The organism is Staphylococcus sp. FSL W8-1207 (genome assembly GCF_038003745.1).
Lineage (GTDB): Bacteria > Bacillota > Bacilli > Staphylococcales > Staphylococcaceae > Staphylococcus > Staphylococcus equorum.
Genome location: NZ_JBBOPU010000001.1, coordinates 1,454,763 through 1,472,217 on the forward strand (window position 1 = coordinate 1,454,763; position 17,455 = coordinate 1,472,217).

The window sequence follows — 17,455 nt, forward strand, 5'->3', positions numbered from 1 at the left end:
AATCTGACGGCTGTTTGATTGTAGAATAAAAAATTTAATCTACTGGCTCTTTCTCAATTTCAATTAATAAGTCACCTGTTTGGATTGCTTCTCCACTTTGAACTGTAACCTTCTTAACCACACCATCAAATGGTGATTGGATTGTAGTTTCCATTTTCATTGCTTCTGTAATTAATAAAGCTTGACCACTCGTAACAGATTCACCTTCTGAAATTTTGACTTCAGTAACTGAACCTGGCATTTGAGCGCCGATATGATTTGGATTTAATTTATCTGCTTTAGGTTTCACACTTTCACTTGCCTTGACGTTTTCATCTTGAATGAAGATACGACGTGCTTGACCATTCATATCATAGAAAATTGTGCGAATACCTTTTTCATCAGGTTCTGTAATTGTCTTAAGTGTAATAATGAGTCTCTTACCTGTATCAATTTCGATTTCTACAGTCTCGTTAGATCTCATACCGAAGAAGAATGTTGGCGTATCTAATAATGACACATTACCGAATTGTTCTCGCGTTGAGATAAACTGTTCATAAACTTTAGGATATAACACATAACTGATTATATCTTGTTCTGTAACTTCTCTTTCTTGTTTCTCTTCTAATTCTTTTCTTACAGCTTCAAAATCTACAGGTTCTAAATATTCACCTGGTCTATCTGTTAAAGCTGTTTGACCTTTTAGGATGACTTTTTGCAATTGTTTATTAAATCCACTTACTGGTTGGCCAATTTCCCCTTTAAAGAATGATACAACAGATTCCGGGAAGTCTAATTTATAGCCATCATCAATGATAGTTTGCTCATCTAAATCATTTTGCACCATGTATAAAGCCATATCACCTACCACTTTAGAAGAAGGTGTTACTTTTACAATATCGCCAAATAAGAAATTAACACGTTTGTACATTTCTTTTACTTCATTAAATCTATTGCCTAGACCTAAACTTTTAGCTTGTTGACTTAGGTTTGAATATTGTCCCCCTGGCATTTCGTGTTGGTAAATTTCAGTATTAGGTGATTTAATATCACTTTCAAAATCACTGTAATACTGACGCACTGTACCCCAATAATGAGATAATTCTTCCATACCATCAATATCCGCTCGTACATTTCTACCAAAACCATTTAATGCATAGTATAACGAATTAGAACTTGGTTGACTTGTTAGGCCACTCATTGACGCTACAGCAGTATCAATGACATCTACACCAGCATCTATCGCTTGTTTGTATACAAGTATGCCATTACCACTTGTATCATGCGTATGCAGATGGATAGGTAAATCTACTGCAGCTTTTAATTCTCCAATTAACTCGTTCGCAGCTTTAGGTTTCAATAAGCCCGCCATATCTTTAATCGCTAAAATATGGAAGCCTTCTCTTTCAAGTTCTTTCGCCATATTCACATAATATTCTATTGTGTACAGGTCAGAACGATTCGGATTCAAAATATCGCCTGTATAACAAATTGCGCCTTCTGAAATTTTACCTGCTTCTTGTACTGCTTCGTTTGCTACTTTCATTTGATCTACCCAGTTTAATGAATCAAATATACGGAATACATCAATTCCAGCATCTGCACTCTCTTTGACAAACTTTTTAATTACGTTGTCAGGGTAATTTTTATAACCGACTGCATTAGAAGCACGTAGTAACATTTGGAATAGTACATTTGGAACAGCTTTTCTTAATCTTTCTAATCTTTCCCACGGGTTTTCTTTTAAGAAGTTAAATGCGACATCAAATGTTGCACCACCCCACATTTCTAATGAAAAACTATCTTTCATTACATCTGCAGTTTTAGAAGCGATGTTCATCATATCTTTCGTACGTACACGAGTAGCAAGTAATGATTGATGTGCGTCTCTAAATGTCGTGTCTGTTATTAATACATCTTCTTGTTGTTTTAACCAATCTGCAACTGCTTTAGGGCCTTGTGCGTCTAAAAGTTGCTTAGTACCTTCTAATTGTTCAACCTCTTTTTTAGCAATCTTTGGAATTGGAGATGCTTCATAAATCGGTTTTGGTCGTTTTTCAACATTCGGGAAACCGTTAATTGAAACATTACCTATATATTCTAGTGTTTTCGTACCACGATCAAGTGTTGGTGCTATATCAAAAAGCTCTGGCGTTTTCTCGATGAATTTTGTTGTATAATCGCCGGTTTTAAATTGTTCATGTCTCATCACATTAATCAAGAATGGCACATTGGTTTTAACACCACGTATTCTCATTTCTTGTAACGAACGATCCATTTTTTCATTTGCTTGTTTAAATGACATCGCATGAGTAGATAGTTTCACAAGTAATGAATCATAATAAGGTGAAATTTCTGCACCTTGGAAACCATCACCAGCGTCTAATCTAACACCAAAGCCACCACTTGAACGATAAGCTATGATTCTACCCGAATCAGGCATGAAATCATTTGTAGGATCTTCAGTAGTAATACGACATTGTATAGCGTACCCTAACGTTCGAATATCTTCTTGTTTGGGCATGTTTATTTCATCATCAAATAATACTTCACCGTCTGCTACAAGTATTTGTGTTTTTACAATATCCACGCCTGTTATCATTTCAGTAATTGTATGTTCAACTTGTACACGTGGGTTCACTTCTATGAAATAGAAATCATCTCCTGATACTAAAAATTCTACAGTACCAGCGTTAACGTATTTTATATTTTCCATGAGTTGGATTGCAGCATCAGAAATACGTTCTCTTAAATCATCAGACAAAGCAACAGAAGGTGCTACTTCTACTACCTTTTGATGACGTCGTTGCACTGAGCAATCACGTTCATATAAGTGAACGATATTCCCATGTTCATCACCGATAATTTGAACTTCTATATGTTTTGGATTATCGATATATTTTTCAATATATACTTCACTATTACCAAATGATTTTTCAGCTTCAGACTTAGCACGGTGGAATGCGTCCTCTAATTCATCTTCTGCATAGACGATACGCATGCCTTTACCACCGCCACCGCTTGTAGCTTTAATCATAAGTGGATAGCCCGCTTCATTTGCAAAAGCTATAGCATCTTCTTGATTATCAATTGGTCCATCAGTACCTGGGATAACTCTTAAATCTGCTTTAATTGCTGTTGATCTTGCTTTAACTTTATCCCCAAACATATCTAAATGCTCTACACGTGGTCCAATAAATTTGATGCCTTCTTCCTGACATCTGCGTGCAAATGTTTCATTTTCACTTAAAAAACCATAACCAGGATGAATTGCATCTACATCGGCACGTTTCGCCACTTCTAAAATGCGTTCAATATCTAAATATGATTCTGCAGGACCTAAATCTTCGCCTACTAAGTATGATTCATCTGCTTTATATCTATGTAAAGACCCTTTATCTTCATTTGAATAAATCGCAACTGTTTGTACATTTAACTCAGTTGCTGCTCTAAAAATCCTTATTGCTATTTCTCCACGATTGGCTACCATAAGTTTATTTATTTTTTTCACAACATGGTCCCCCTTAAAATTTGAATTTTCTAAAAAGTTTGATATAGAAACCATTATAGCAAAATGCGAACAATGTATACAAATAAAAGTTTGTTCGTTTATTCTAGAAACACTTCTTAAACTGTTGAATTATGATCACTGAATGATAAAATTTTATCTGTATGTGATAGTCTCTAAACACTGTAGTATACTCGCATTTCTATGGAATTATATCATAGCTTAAGTATAATAAAAAATTATTAAAATCGATAACTTTTTATTATCATTAACTTTAAAAACACTAAGTTTTTCAAAATTAAGATGTCTGATTATAAAAATAAGCAAACGTTTTCAACATTTTACTGTTGTAACGTTTGCTTTTACAAATTACATATTTATATCATAACTACCATAATTAAGTAACTTATGATCTTCTAGAAATTCCTACATTATCGTTAATTTTATTTGCTTTTTTCTTTCTTAATTCTTCGATTTTAATTTGTTTCGCTGTAATTAGCAATAGACCCATGGCGATACTTAAACTTATCATTGAAGAACCACCAAAGCTTATGAATGGTAATGGTACACCTGTTAATGGTATTGTACCTGAAATGCCACCTAAGTTAACAAACGTTTGACTGCCGATATAGCTTGCAATACCTACACAGACCAACTTGTAAAAGTAAGAATTGGTTTTATTTGCAAGTTCAAATGCTCTGTAAACTATAAAGAATAATAAGCCTATAACCACGACGCAGCCTATCAAACCTAACTCTTCAGCAATAATTGAAAATATAAAATCAGTATGTGGCTCTGGTAAGTATCCTAATTTCATAATACTATTACCTAACCCTCGTCCAAACAATCCGCCATTTCCGATTGCAATCAAGGAGTTAGAAATATGATACCCAGTACCTTCTTCATTACTAAATGGATTAGTTAATGTACTAAAACGCGCAGTCAAGTAATCTGGAACTAATCCTAACAGCAGGAACAACCCACCTATAATAACTACACCGAATAAAATCATCAAACCATATTTAAGTGATTTTTGAACACCAATGCCTGCATAAAATATGATTGAAAAGAAGATTATTAAAATTAATAGTGTTTGGCCTACATCTCTTTGTAAAAGCACAAGTGCTATACAAAATGAAGCCAAAATAATTGGTGATGTTAATAGTTTAGGATTTTTAAAAACTTTTGGTCGTTTCTTTTCTATCATATAAGGTATATATACAATTATTGCAATTTTCAATAGTTCCGAAGCTTGTAGATTCATAAACCCTAAATTGAGCCAACTTTTCGAACCATTAATATTACTTCCTACAAGTAAAGTTGCTACAAGTAAAGCAACCATTATCATCATCATCCATTTCTGAAATTTGATGGATTCAAGGAATTTGACATTCATAAAGAAGGCCATGAAAAAGACAAGAATTAAACTCATGATTACATACATTAATTGTCTTGTATAAAAGTAAGTCCCAGTCACTGGAACGCCACCTGTCAATGAACCTTTTGTAGCTGCAACCATACTTGCACTATATACCATTACTAAGCCTATAAGACATAATAAAATATATGTAATTACTAACGGATAATCAATATATTTGGCATTTCTACCAATATATCGAAAAAATTGTTTTATGTTATTCATTTGACATATCATCCAATTCTAATTATTAATATCATTTATCATTACTAGCTCAAATTCGTAACATTAAAACGATATTTATTGTTGTAAATCGTCTTAAGATATTGGGTCTGTTTCATAAAAAATAAATTACACTTTTAACATTATATCAAACATCACTATGATATTTCGAACAAATATAACACTAAATACCATTATTTTAACCATTAATTTCGTCATTTGTCTATTTTGAGCAAAAGAAAATGGCTGCGATGCAATCAACAATATATTGATGTCCCAGCCACTCTGAAATATGTTATGTAGTTTTGAAGATACTACTTATTCAAGTTGTGTGTATTTTCAAAGCTGGTTAAAATCTTTCCAGCCAAAAAATCTATTTATTTAACCATATTAAACATTAGTAAATGCGTCATGCAATTTAGAAAGTTCTTTTTCTAATCGTAGCATTAAATCTTTGCCCACTTCTATATCGACTAAACCAAGTTGAACAGCAAAATCTACTTCTTTTTGCAATCCAAACATTTGTGTATCGAGTACTTCTTCATATAACGGGCATTGAGGTAACGTCAGATTATCCATTTGTACTTTTATAAGTTGGAGAATCCTATCAGCATCTTTATTCAACTGGTCATATGCCGCATTGTTCATTTTTTGATTTTTTACCAAGACATACTCCCCCTATCAATTGTAACTTTATATGTAGAAGTGTATCTTACTGATTCATAAAAAGCAAGTGAATTCCTTAATATACTAAACCGTGTTATTTGTGATAATATTGATATTAAAGAAATCTTTATCTCAAATATATTTTTTACAGAATCGTCAGACTACTGACATCCGTTGTGAAAACGTTTTATTTCAACACAGTTTTTAATGTACAATGAGTATAGAAGTGTTCACTAACAAGTGAGAAACATTCACAAAAAGTTCATTTTTACATATTTTTGTTATAAAGATAGATAAGATATACAAATAGGAGTGGGACTATGATTCAAATTAAGGGCGCAGTTAAATTTCCAATATCATTAGATAGTACAACTTGGATTTTTGATGATAGAAAAGTACAAATTGAAGATTTAGAAAAAGGTGTATTCGACGGTACAAAACCAATCAATTTTGACGATAACCGTGAATGGAATCGTGCAATTTTGGAAGGCCAAACTAATCCGCCAACATTAAATTCTGAAATTAAATATAAAAGACGTGCAGTATTGGAACAATCATTTGTTATCAATATGACACCTTTTTTCAAGAATGCTGAACCACATGATTCTGCAAAGATCATCCGTTTATATAATGAGAATGATGCCATTGAGGTTCCGATTGATTTATTACCTTACCTCTTTTTCCAATTCGCTAAAGATGGTAAAAGATTATATGATGACTATAGTGTAGATAGCTTTGTTTACATTCCAAATGAAGGTTATTCTTACCAATTTGCATACGTTACTCATATTGAGGTGATCTAAGTATGAAAAAAGTTCAATGTATTATTTGTGATACAGAAGTATTTATCGATCAAAATACATTAGAAGCGAAAAGACTTAGAAATGATCCGATGCACACATTTATGTGTGATGAGTGTAAAAGTAGACTTGATACACCTAAACAGCGCAATCAAGTAACAACTTACAATCATCTCTAACACAAAATTTTATTACACAATAATTTAATAAACAAACTTTATAATTATAATAGCTAATTGTTCAATAATTACGAGCCGTAACTAAAATGCAGCTCAAATTGTTAAATGCTTAGCTATTTTTATATGTTATAAATCATCAAGTACATATAATGTTAATAGCAATATACTTTTAATTTTATTAACCACATTATTTTAAATGACAATTTTAAAATAAAAGAACCAAACTAGATAATATTAACTAGTTTGGTTCTCATATCAAATCTTTTTTAATTAATCATCTTCTTGCATCAATTGTTTGATACGTTTAGATTCTTTTTCACGTGCTGATTTTTCTAGCACTGTTTTTCTAATACGAATATTTTCTGGTGTAACTTCTACAAGTTCATCGTCATTGATAAATTGTAATGCTTCTTCTAATGTTAAAATTCTTGGGCGTTTCATACTTACAGTTTGGTCTTTATTAGCAGAACGTACGTTTGTTTGGTTCTTTTCTTTCGTAACATTAACTGTTAAGTCATTATCACGGTTATGTTCACCAACAACCATACCTTCATATACTTCAGTACCAGGTTCCATGAAGTTTGTACCACGGTCTTCTAAGCCCATAATTGCATAAGCACTAGCTTTACCTTGATCAAGAGATACAAGTGCACCATTTCTTCTGCCACCGATACGACCTTTAACACGTGGTCTAAATTCGTCAAATGTATGGTTAATGATACCGTAACCACGAGTTTGAGACATAAATTCTGTAGTATAACCAATTAAACCACGAGCAGGAACCATAAAGATAATACGAGTTAAGCCATTATCTGTTGTAACCATATCAAGCATTTCACCTTTACGTTGGCCTAATGACTCGATTACAGGACCTGTATATTCTTGTGGTACTTCACATTGTACACGTTCAAACGGTTCACATTTCACACCATCAATCTCTTTTAAAATAACTTGAGGTTTAGATACTTGTAATTCAAAGCCTTCACGTCTCATGTTTTCTATTAAGATTGATAAATGTAATTCTCCACGACCTGCAACAACCCATTTATCTGGTGACTCAGTTGGTGTAACTTTTAATGAAACGTCTGTTTCTAATTGTTGATCAAGACGTTCTTGAATTTGACGAGATGTTACATAATCGCCTTCACGACCTGCAAATGGTGAATTGTTAACTCTAAATGTCATTTCAAGTGTTGGTTCATCAATTCTTAATACAGGTAACGCATCTTGGTGATCACTTGGCGTTACTGTTTCACCAACGTTAATATCTTCCATACCCGATACGGCAATTAAATCACCAGCATATGCTTCGTTAACTTCTTCACGTTTTAATCCGAAGAAACCAAAGATTTTTGTTACACGGAAGTTTTTAACAGTACCATCTAATTTAATTAAAGATACACTGTCTCCTACACGCATTGTTCCTCGGAACACACGTCCTACACCAATACGTCCTAAATAGTCACTATAGTCTAATAGTGCAATTTGGAATTGTAGCGGCTCTTCTCTATTATCAACTGGTGCTGGTACATAATCGATAATTGTTTCGTATAAAGATTGCATATTTTCATCTTGTTTTTCTGCATCTAAACTTGCAGTACCATTTACAGCTGATGCGTAAACGACTGGGAAATCTAATTGTTCGTCAGAAGCTTCTAACTCGATAAATAGGTCTAATACTTCATCTACTACACCTTCAGCACGTGCTTCTGGTTTATCAATTTTATTTACAACTACAACTGGTTTTAAGTTTTGCTCTAATGCTTTTTTCAATACGAAACGTGTTTGTGGCATCGTTCCCTCATAAGCATCTACTACAAGTACAACACCATCAACCATTTTCATGATACGCTCAACTTCGCCACCGAAGTCAGCATGTCCTGGTGTATCTAAAATATTAATTCGATTGTCTTTATAGTTAACTGCTGTATTTTTAGCAAGGATTGTGATACCACGTTCTCTCTCAATATCATTAGAATCCATTGCTCTTTCGTCTACTTGTTCATTTTCACGGAATATTCCTGATTGTTTTAATAACTCATCTACTAGTGTTGTTTTACCATGGTCAACGTGAGCGATGATAGCTATATTACGAACGTCTTCTCTTCTATTAGTCATTTATACAAATTCCTTTCTCGAGTAAATTCCCACTTTTCTTTGCAACTTTTTTATTATATCATATAATTGGTTAAAGAAAACTATAAAGGTGTGGTAGTATGCAACAAAAAAAATCGAAAGCAATATTCTGGGTACTTGCTGTAGTAGCTGTAGTATTCTTGCTTTTATTTAGCTTTAGTTTAGCTGCAACAAATGTTCCATTGATGATTTTAACACTTATATTATTCATTGCAACATTTGGTTACGGTTTCACTTTAAAAAAGAAATATCGCGAAAACGATTGGCTATAATCGAGTCAAATTTTATATACAATCTATAAAAGCGTCTCAATTCTAAAAAATAGGATTGAGGCGCTTTTCATAGGCTGTTTTTTCTTCTAAAATAATCTTTTATTATTTATTTTTTAAACGTTGTTGCAATAATCCAATGATTTCATTATTTTTTTGAAAATGTTGTTCAATGAGTTCAGCGTGTAATTGTTTATTCGCCATTACAATAGAACTAGGTTCATAAATTGATAATGCGTCTCCCATTAAATCTGTACCTTTTCCACCTACTTCATTTAAGATGATGTGACCACCAGCAAAATCCCAGGGTTGTAATCGAGGTGTAATATATCCAGCTAATTTTCCGGTTGCGACATGAATAATTTCTAAAGCAGCTGATCCATAAGCTCTGGCACTCCTGGATTCTTCTACTATAGGTTTAAATAATTCTCCTAAACGAGGCTTGGTTAGCCAATTAGGATTAATGCCAATAATACTTGTACTTAAAGTTGTCGATTTTATTTCAGGAAGTCGATTTTCATTCTCGAATGCTCCTTCTCCAACCTTAGCGTGATATAGTGCATCGTTCATCACATCATATACAAATCCTGCATATGGCTGCCCATCATTATAAATACCGATAGAAATTGCAAAATTTTCTTTTTGATGAACAAAATTCAATGTGCCATCAATTGGATCAACTACCCACACAACCCCCGTCACGTTGTTAAGGTCATGACCATGCCCCTCTTCACCAATGACATGGTGGTTAGGATATGTTTTTAAAATATTTTCAAAAATATAGTTTTCTGTAGCTTTATCTACATTAGTCACTAAATCATTAGGATTTGATTTTGTTTCTATCTCTATATCTTCTTTCATTATTTTTTTTACATTATTCCCTGCCTCTAATATGAGACCTTTAGCAAACTCGTAAACAGTCATTGTATCAGCTCCTTATGGACTTCTCATTATACAGTAATTAATACTTAAAAAGTTAATACTTAACTTTTCTAATTTCTAATAATAATATGTATAAAAATATATTTTGTATATTTTATGATTTCTTACATGTATACCCTATTTAGTCTTTTCTACACGTGCACCATAAAGTTATGTTTTAAGGTGCGCAAAATGGGCAAAGACAATGTTAAACCAATTATATTATGCTACAATACAAACGTAAATAATGTTTACAGGAGGCCCCAATGACTAAATACATATTTAAACCTAAAGATTTCAAAGCATTCACAGTTGATGGTCTTGATGCAAGAATGGAAGCGTTAAATGAACGTATCCGACCACAACTTAATGAATTAGGTGATTATTTCGCACAATATTTAGAAACAGTAACCGGTGAAAAATTTTATCCACACGTAGCTAAACATGCACGTCGAAAAGTTAACCCACCAAAAGATACATGGGTCGCATTCGCTACAAATAAACGCGGTTATAAAATGCAACCTCATTTTCAAATAGGTCTGTTTGAAAATCAATTATTTGTCATGTATGGTATCATGCATGAAACAAAAGACAAAGCACAACAAATAAAAGCTTTCGAGGACCAATTTGAAACACTTAAAAATTTACCAAATGACTATAGCATTAGTCCTGATCATATGAGCCAAGAAAAATTTTACATCCATGAAATGTCAGATGAAGACCTAACAAAAGCGCTCAATCGTGTTAAAGAAGTTAAAAAAGGTGAGTTCTTTGTAGCTCGTACATTGTCACCAAATGCTGAACAATTACAAAGCGATAAAGTCTTTTTAAACTTCCTCGAAGAAACCTTCGAACAATTACTCAAATTCTATAAATAATTCATCTGATATATCTAAAAAGCACGTTACTTAAAATAAATTTAAGTAACGTGCTTTTCTATTTTTACCAATTTATCTTTATAAATGATTGTCAGATACATTTAGTAAATATACGGGTCATCATCTTTTTTTCGTTTCATTTCTGCCTCAGGATCCATATCTTGCTGCTGGGGCTTTTGTTTTTCTTTTTCGTTATTATAAATATTATAATTTGGCATCTGATTGATGTGATTAGCTTGATTATTGTCGTCTTTTTTAACAAATAGCATAATACCAACAATAAACCATAAAATCATCGCAATAAAGTTGCCACCAAACATACCAATAATAGCAGAAACGATAAATAAACATCCTGCGAGTATGCGATTGCCTTTAATCGTAAATACTGCAATAAAAGCTAAAATCGTTGAAATAAGTGTAAAGACACCTTGGAATATGATAGAAGCTTTAAATGCTTCTGGCGACATTTCTACACCTTGTTGTTGGTTCATTTCATTAAACACTTCTTTAAATTCTGGCACGTTGATGAACGCATATACAATTATCGAAAATATTAAGAAAATTAAACTAAGACTATTTGCTATCCAAGCTAGAATACGTTCTGTTTTCCTACTCATACTCTTCCTCCTATAAATTCATTAATTATATCATAGCAAATTTATGAATAATTAAAAATAACCACGACCTATCGCTAAATAATATTATGTTAGAGCAATATAAATAAAAACCCGATTGCCGCACATCATGTGAGCAATCGAGTTTATTAATCGAATAACAAATGGAATTGTTTTAAAAATAACACAACTTTTATTATGATTTGTCTTTTGTTTCAGAATCATTTTGTTCTTTAGACTTTGCATCTTGTGATTCTTCGGCATCTTGCGAAGTGATTTTCTTACGTTCTTCGAAATTCTTTCTACGCTGATTGGCTGCACTTGGTTGTTGTTTACGTTTTTCTTTTTCACGTTTTCTGCGTTCTTTTTTCTCTTGTTTAATACGTGCTTTTTCTTCTGCTTTTTCTTGTTTCAATCTTGCAGCTTCTTCTGCTTCTTCTTGTTTACGGCGTTGTTGTTCTTCTTGCTCAGCTTGTTTTCTTTGTTGCGCTTCGTATGCTTCTTGTTTACGGCGTGCTTCTTCTTCCGCCATACGTTGATTTTCTAATTCTGTTTCATTATCTTGTTGTTTTTCTTGCTCATTCGTTACTGCATCTTTGCTATTTTGGTCTTCGTTGGCAACTGCTTCACCATCTTCATTATATACATTGCTACCTTGACCGAATTCATCTTCAGTACTTTGACTGTCATCTTTAACATTATTGTGTTTTCTTTGCTTATAATTATATTTTGCTTGTCTAGAAAGTACTTGTGGTTCTTCATCAGATGCATTATTTTCAGAGTTTACTTTTTCTGCAACTTCAGAGCTATAACCGCCTCTTCTTAATTGATTATCATTACTTTGTTGTTGTTCTACGTCAGAAGTTTGTTGCTTTTCAATGTATTGAGGTGAGTTCGGTTCTGATTGTTGCTCATAATCTGAAAAACGTTCTTGGTATCCTTCTGCATAATATGCAGGCACCGTTTCTACCTTTTCTTTTCGTGCAAACATCATGATTGCCACGATTAAAAATAGAATTGGGATAATTAGCGGTACAAATAGCAACACTAATGGTAACGTCACTATCGTTGCGACTAAAAATAAGAATCCTGATAAAATTCTTATATTCATTGAAATTAAGGCTAAAAATGATAAAAGCAAACAAACGATGAAATATACTATAATCGCCCACACGCCATTTTGTAGCCATATTACAAATTGGATTGTATTTAATCCATTATTCGCTAATATTTGTTGAATAAAATCATTGCCATTCAATGAAGTCTCCAAATTTTGTATTGATGCTTCACTACTAAATGATACTAGTGCAATAAACATCGTAATAATGGTTAGTAATAATAAGAATATCCAACTCAACCAACCTAATACTTTTTCTGCTAGTCGACTCACCGGGCGTCTAACTTGAGTATATTGCTCTCCTGACATGTCTTTACAACTCCTTATATTGCTTGTCAAACTATTATATCGAATTAACGATAAAATAACTACTAACTATGACTTATTTTAGTGACATTTTAAAATTTAAAAATCTTTCATTATATTCACTTAATGTCTCTTTCCCTAAATCTTTATAAACTTCTAAATTAGCTTGTTCTTCCTTTGTAGGATAAAACCGCTCATCATTTTTTATGCTTGCAGGCAATTGTGCTCTTGCTGATTTATTAGGCGTCGCGTAGCCCACCCATTCTGTATTTTGTTTACTATGCTCTGCATCTAATAAAAAGTTCATAAACTTATAGGCACCTGCTTTATTTTGTGTTGTCTTAGGTATAACCATATTATCAAACCACAGATTTGAACCTTCTTTAGGAACTACATAATCAAATTCTTCATTTTGTTGTACAATTGGAGCTGCTACACCGCTCCATACTACTGCAACATTTGCTTCATGCTGTTCTAACATCATTGAAATTTCATCACCTACTACGCCTTTTACATTAGGACCTAAATGTGTTAAATTTCTCTCAGCTTCTGCTAAATATGATGAATGTGTCTCATTTAAACTATAACCTAATTTATTTAAAGCTACACCTATAATTTCTCTCGCACCATCTACTAATAATATATCATTTTTATATTTCACTTTATAAAGCTGATTCCACGATTCAAAGTTATCATTTGGATATACATTTTTATTGTAAAGAATACCCACAGTACCAAAAAAATAAGGTATTGAATATGTATTATCTTCATCAAATGGCATATCGAGATAATCTGAATCAAGATTTTTCATATTAGGCAGTTTCTCATGATTTAGAGGTAATAACAATTGTTGTCTTTTTAATTTTTGCACTGTATAGTCACTCGGAAAAGCAACATCATAATGAGTGCCGCCATTTTTTATTTTGGCCTCCATCGCTTCGTTTGAATCAAAAGTTTCGTAGACGACTTCAATTCCTGTTTCTTTTTGGAATTGTTTTAACAAACTAGGATCAATATATTCTCCCCAATTATAAATATGAATTTTTTCACCAGTGCTAGAATGATGTTTTGAAGTGAATTTTTGACTGATAAATAAACATATCAAACCAACGATGATAGAAATTATAATTAACTGTAAAAAACGTTTCATTATAATATACCCCGTTTCACTTGTTTTTTATGCTTAAGCACATTTTTAATTAAATAATAACCAAGTATACCGAACATAATCACGACAAATAAAAGTGTAGATATTGCATTTATTTCCATGCTAATACCTTTTCTTGCCATTGCATAAACTTCCACAGAAAGCACACTAAATCCATTACCGGTAACAAAGAAACTGACAGTGAAATCATCTAATGAATAGGTCAATGCCATAAAAAAGCCACCTATAATTGCTGGCATCAACTGAGGTAACATGACCTTATTCAAAACTTGAAACTCCGTTGCACCTAAATCACGTGCCGCATTTAACGTATGGTTATTCATTTCATACAGTTTAGGTAACACAATGATTACCACAATAGGAATACAAAAAGCAACATGTGAAATAAGTACCGTCATCAACCCGAGACCCATACCAGTAAAATGTCCGATTGCTGTAAACATAATCAAAAATGAAGCGCCTATAACAACATCAGAAGACACTAATAAAACATTATTTAATGTAAGTAATGAAACCTTTATTTTTTTATTTTTTAAATGATATAAACCAATCGCACCTAGTGTTCCTATCACAATAGCAAATGCAGCGGCTAACAATGCTACACCTATCGTATTAAAAATAACAGACACTAACCGGTCGTTACTAAATAATGATTGATAATGTTCTAAAGTAAACCCATCAAAATGAACCATATTACCAGCAGCATTAAATGAATAAACCATTAAAAATAAAATTGGAGCATATAAAACAGCGATTAATATGCCAATATATATTTTTCCATACCATTTCATATGATTCACCTTTTCCCATTCGTAGGTTTAGTATTTGTAATAATTAAGACTAGCGCCATAAATACAATTAAAAACAACGCAATCGTAGAACCCATTCCATAGTTTTGTATCACTAGAAATTGTTCTTCTATCGCCGTCCCAATATTAATCACTTTATTTCCTGCAATTAGTCTTGTAATCATAAAAAGCGATAATGCTGGTATAAATGTGACTTGAATTCCTGTCAATACGCCTTGCTTCGTGAGTGGTATAATAATTTTTCTAAATGTTGTTAGCCTGCTCGCACCTAAATCACTTGAAGCTTGCAAAATATTATTAGGAATATCCTTCATACTATTGAAAATAGGTAAAATCATAAATGGAATGTAAATATAACTTGCTACTATTAAAAACGCAGGAACAGTAAATAACAATTCCATTTTAGGCAAAGATAAAACATTCAATATTTGATTGATAATACCATCATGACTGAATATGCCTATAAATGCATAGGTCTTCAGTAGTAAATTAATCCAAGTTGGTACAATCAGTATAAGTAACCATACATTTTGATATTTAGATAAACTTATAAAATACGCAGCTGGATAGCTTATAAGTAGCGTCATACACGTAATCGCTGCCGCAAAACATACCGAGTCCCAAATCATTTTGAAATATTTGAGTGAAATCAACTTTTTATAATTTTCCAATCCAAAATGTCCTTGTATATCAATGAATGAGAAATAAACAAGAAGGATTACTGGAACAACGATAAATAAAACCATCCACAGTATATAGGGTATAAATAGATATGTATTAATCTTGCGCATGATTTATTTCCTCGTAACTTTGAATACGCTTATCAAATTCAGCTTCACTTTCACCTGGCACCATAATATGAATTGTTTCTGGTTCAAAGTATAAACCCACTTTACTATTAACTTCTGCTTTTTTAGTAGAATGAACTAACCATTTATAACCTTTACTATCAGTACAATTGATTTCATAATGTACTCCTCTGAAAAGCATAGAAACAACTGTCACTTCGAATAAACCTTGCTCTGATTGTACCAAGGATATATCTTCTGGCCTAATCACTACTTCTACTTGCTCTTGTGGTGAAATACCCATATCTACACATTCTAAATCTTGACCATAGATGTTCACCACATAATCCTCAATCATAGTACCCACAATAATATTTGATTCTCCAATAAAATCTGCAACAAAGCGATTTACAGGTTCGTCGTATATATCAGTAGGTGTGCCAAATTGTTGAATTTCACCATTTTTCATTACAAATATATAATCACTCAGCGCTAAAGCTTCTTCCTGATCATGTGTAACAAAAATAAATGTTATACCTAATCTAGACTGTATTTCTCTTAATTCATATTGCATTTGGGTTCTTAATTTTAAATCCAGTGCTGATAAAGATTCATCTAATAATAATATTTCTGGTTCATTCACAATCGCACGTGCAATTGCAATACGCTGTTTTTGCCCCCCACTCATACTTTCAATTGTTCTATCTTCATAACCAGTGAGTTTTACAAGTTTTAATGCTTCTTGCACTTTTTTATTTATGTCGCTTTTGTTCATTTTCTTTAGTTTTAATCCAAAAGCAATATTATCATAGACATTTAAATGAGGAAATAAAGCATAGTCTTGAAATACTGTATTCACTTTGCGTCTGTTTGATGGTATATGATTAATTGTCTGATTTCGATATATAATATCCCCTTCATCGGCTTGTTCAAATCCTGCGATAAGTTTTAAAATTGTTGTTTTACCACAACCAGAAGGCCCAAGTAATGTATAGAAATGACCTGACTCAATATCTATATTGATTTTATTTAATACTGGTATATCATCATAAGCTTTACTTACTGCGCTGAAAGATAATAACGGATTCATTTGTGTTTCCTCCTATAAATATGACGTGGTTGTAACAATCATAACTTGAGTTTCATTTGGTGTAGGATTATGTATTTTTATGACGTGCACTATAATAAAATTTCGCAAAAAAAGCTATATACTGTTTACTTTTATCAAACATTTTGTTTAATGCTTAATAAAAATATCAGAATATAGCTTACATGACAATAGTTATTTTTTCGTTGCGCTAAAAAACGTTTGACTGTTGTCAGTTTGAACTGTTTTAACAGCTTGGTAACTATTATATCCACTACTTTTTTCGAATTCTTTAAAAATCTGTTTTTCTTCTGCTTTCCCAGGAACGATTGTTTTAAATTGCTTGTAGCGATCAATTAATAATTTTCCTTCTACTTCAGATTCATAAAAAGATTCCACAGCATTGAAAAATGACACAACTTGCATCATTTCGTCATTTGACCAATCAAGATCTATTGGATATTGATACTCCATATAAGCATGCCTCCTACTTTTCCATTGAATATTTATAGTTAAAGTTTATTTTAGATATTACATTTTAAAATGAAAAAGGAGCGGGACAGAAATCAAAATTTGATTTCATATTCCCGC

The 17,455-nt window shown here is 32.3% G+C and carries 16 protein-coding genes; 4 read left to right on the forward strand and 12 right to left on the reverse strand.

Annotated elements, in window-relative coordinates; translation table 11 throughout:
* Nucleotides 1-34: 34 nt before the first annotated feature.
* From NSR03_RS07280 to NSR03_RS07290, 3 genes are all read right to left on the reverse strand, one after another.
* Nucleotides 35-3,490, reverse strand: coding sequence for a pyruvate carboxylase (locus NSR03_RS07280; RefSeq protein WP_021338665.1), 3,456 nt, complete (start codon nucleotides 3,488-3,490; stop codon nucleotides 35-37).
* 403 nt (nucleotides 3,491-3,893) lie between these two features.
* Nucleotides 3,894-5,129: a cell division peptidoglycan polymerase FtsW gene (gene ftsW, locus NSR03_RS07285; RefSeq protein WP_021338664.1), complete on the reverse strand. Its 1,236-nt coding sequence runs from the start codon at nucleotides 5,127-5,129 to the stop codon at nucleotides 3,894-3,896.
* A 387-nt stretch (nucleotides 5,130-5,516) separates the two neighbouring features.
* On the reverse strand, nucleotides 5,517-5,774 hold the full coding sequence (locus NSR03_RS07290) for a YlaN family protein (protein WP_031265880.1): 258 nt from the start codon (nucleotides 5,772-5,774) through the stop codon (nucleotides 5,517-5,519).
* Nucleotides 5,775-6,112: 338 nt separating this feature from the next.
* On the opposite strand from NSR03_RS07290, the gene NSR03_RS07295 reads away from it, so the two are divergent.
* Both NSR03_RS07295 and NSR03_RS07300 read left to right on the forward strand, forming a co-directional pair.
* Complete coding sequence (locus NSR03_RS07295) at nucleotides 6,113-6,595, forward strand: hypothetical protein (RefSeq protein ID WP_002512269.1); 483 nt, start codon at nucleotides 6,113-6,115, stop codon at nucleotides 6,593-6,595.
* Nucleotides 6,596-6,597: 2 nt separating this feature from the next.
* Nucleotides 6,598-6,771 (forward strand): DUF2197 domain-containing protein, encoded by a 174-nt coding sequence (locus tag NSR03_RS07300; protein WP_002507989.1) that lies wholly within the window; start codon nucleotides 6,598-6,600, stop codon nucleotides 6,769-6,771.
* Nucleotides 6,772-7,041: 270 nt separating this feature from the next.
* On the opposite strand, the gene typA is transcribed toward NSR03_RS07300, so the two are convergent.
* Complete coding sequence (gene typA, locus NSR03_RS07305; RefSeq protein ID WP_021338663.1) at nucleotides 7,042-8,889, reverse strand: translational GTPase TypA; 1,848 nt, start codon at nucleotides 8,887-8,889, stop codon at nucleotides 7,042-7,044.
* 98 nt (nucleotides 8,890-8,987) lie between these two features.
* Here typA and NSR03_RS07310 point away from each other — a divergent pair, with 98 nt between their 5' ends.
* Entirely contained in the window at nucleotides 8,988-9,179 is a 192-nt protein-coding gene (locus NSR03_RS07310) for a DUF5325 family protein (RefSeq protein ID WP_002507991.1), read from the forward strand.
* Nucleotides 9,180-9,281: 102 nt separating this feature from the next.
* On the opposite strand, the gene NSR03_RS07315 is transcribed toward NSR03_RS07310, so the two are convergent.
* On the reverse strand, nucleotides 9,282-10,100 hold the full coding sequence (locus NSR03_RS07315; protein WP_021338662.1) for an inositol monophosphatase family protein: 819 nt from the start codon (nucleotides 10,098-10,100) through the stop codon (nucleotides 9,282-9,284).
* A gap of 263 nt (nucleotides 10,101-10,363) precedes the next feature.
* On the opposite strand from NSR03_RS07315, the gene NSR03_RS07320 reads away from it, so the two are divergent.
* On the forward strand, nucleotides 10,364-10,975 hold the full coding sequence (locus NSR03_RS07320; protein ID WP_021338661.1) for a YktB family protein: 612 nt from the start codon (nucleotides 10,364-10,366) through the stop codon (nucleotides 10,973-10,975).
* 101 nt (nucleotides 10,976-11,076) lie between these two features.
* Here the strand turns inward: NSR03_RS07320 and NSR03_RS07325 are convergent, their stop codons facing one another.
* The 7 genes from NSR03_RS07325 to NSR03_RS07355 form a co-directional block, all read right to left on the reverse strand.
* Entirely contained in the window at nucleotides 11,077-11,592 is a 516-nt protein-coding gene (locus tag NSR03_RS07325) for a DUF4064 domain-containing protein (RefSeq protein WP_021338660.1), read from the reverse strand.
* Nucleotides 11,593-11,785: 193 nt separating this feature from the next.
* Nucleotides 11,786-13,015 (reverse strand): lipoteichoic acid stability factor AuxB, encoded by a 1,230-nt coding sequence (gene auxB, locus NSR03_RS07330; protein WP_069820781.1) that lies wholly within the window; start codon nucleotides 13,013-13,015, stop codon nucleotides 11,786-11,788.
* Between the two features lie 73 nt (nucleotides 13,016-13,088).
* Nucleotides 13,089-14,162: an ABC transporter substrate-binding protein gene (locus NSR03_RS07335; RefSeq protein WP_065367392.1), complete on the reverse strand. Its 1,074-nt coding sequence runs from the start codon at nucleotides 14,160-14,162 to the stop codon at nucleotides 13,089-13,091.
* Nucleotides 14,162-14,971, reverse strand: a complete 810-nt coding sequence (locus tag NSR03_RS07340) for an ABC transporter permease (RefSeq protein WP_069820780.1) — start codon at nucleotides 14,969-14,971, stop codon at nucleotides 14,162-14,164. Before NSR03_RS07340 ends, NSR03_RS07335 begins: the two co-directional genes overlap by 1 nt.
* A gap of 5 nt (nucleotides 14,972-14,976) precedes the next feature.
* Nucleotides 14,977-15,780, reverse strand: a complete 804-nt coding sequence (locus NSR03_RS07345) for an ABC transporter permease (RefSeq protein WP_065367391.1) — start codon at nucleotides 15,778-15,780, stop codon at nucleotides 14,977-14,979.
* Complete coding sequence (locus tag NSR03_RS07350) at nucleotides 15,767-16,867, reverse strand: ABC transporter ATP-binding protein (protein ID WP_021338655.1); 1,101 nt, start codon at nucleotides 16,865-16,867, stop codon at nucleotides 15,767-15,769. Before NSR03_RS07350 ends, NSR03_RS07345 begins: the two co-directional genes overlap by 14 nt.
* Before the next feature lie 192 nt (nucleotides 16,868-17,059).
* Nucleotides 17,060-17,338, reverse strand: a complete 279-nt coding sequence (locus NSR03_RS07355) for a UPF0223 family protein (protein ID WP_021338654.1) — start codon at nucleotides 17,336-17,338, stop codon at nucleotides 17,060-17,062.
* Nucleotides 17,339-17,455: the final 117 nt, after the last annotated feature.

Coding starts and splice junctions, on each gene's coding strand:
- ftsW (WP_021338664.1), bottom strand. CDS start 5,129: ATGAATAACATAAAACAATTTTTTCGATATATTGGTAGAAATGCCAAA.
- NSR03_RS07290 (WP_031265880.1), bottom strand. CDS start 5,774: ATGAACAATGCGGCATATGACCAGTTGAATAAAGATGCTGATAGGATT.
- NSR03_RS07295 (WP_002512269.1), top strand. CDS start 6,113: ATGATTCAAATTAAGGGCGCAGTTAAATTTCCAATATCATTAGATAGT.
- NSR03_RS07300 (WP_002507989.1), top strand. CDS start 6,598: ATGAAAAAAGTTCAATGTATTATTTGTGATACAGAAGTATTTATCGAT.
- typA (WP_021338663.1), bottom strand. CDS start 8,889: ATGACTAATAGAAGAGAAGACGTTCGTAATATAGCTATCATCGCTCAC.
- NSR03_RS07310 (WP_002507991.1), top strand. CDS start 8,988: ATGCAACAAAAAAAATCGAAAGCAATATTCTGGGTACTTGCTGTAGTA.
- NSR03_RS07315 (WP_021338662.1), bottom strand. CDS start 10,100: ATGACTGTTTACGAGTTTGCTAAAGGTCTCATATTAGAGGCAGGGAAT.
- NSR03_RS07320 (WP_021338661.1), top strand. CDS start 10,364: ATGACTAAATACATATTTAAACCTAAAGATTTCAAAGCATTCACAGTT.
- NSR03_RS07325 (WP_021338660.1), bottom strand. CDS start 11,592: ATGAGTAGGAAAACAGAACGTATTCTAGCTTGGATAGCAAATAGTCTT.
- auxB (WP_069820781.1), bottom strand. CDS start 13,015: ATGTCAGGAGAGCAATATACTCAAGTTAGACGCCCGGTGAGTCGACTA.
- NSR03_RS07335 (WP_065367392.1), bottom strand. CDS start 14,162: ATGAAACGTTTTTTACAGTTAATTATAATTTCTATCATCGTTGGTTTG.
- NSR03_RS07340 (WP_069820780.1), bottom strand. CDS start 14,971: ATGAAATGGTATGGAAAAATATATATTGGCATATTAATCGCTGTTTTA.
- NSR03_RS07345 (WP_065367391.1), bottom strand. CDS start 15,780: ATGCGCAAGATTAATACATATCTATTTATACCCTATATACTGTGGATG.
- NSR03_RS07350 (WP_021338655.1), bottom strand. CDS start 16,867: ATGAATCCGTTATTATCTTTCAGCGCAGTAAGTAAAGCTTATGATGAT.
- NSR03_RS07355 (WP_021338654.1), bottom strand. CDS start 17,338: ATGGAGTATCAATATCCAATAGATCTTGATTGGTCAAATGACGAAATG.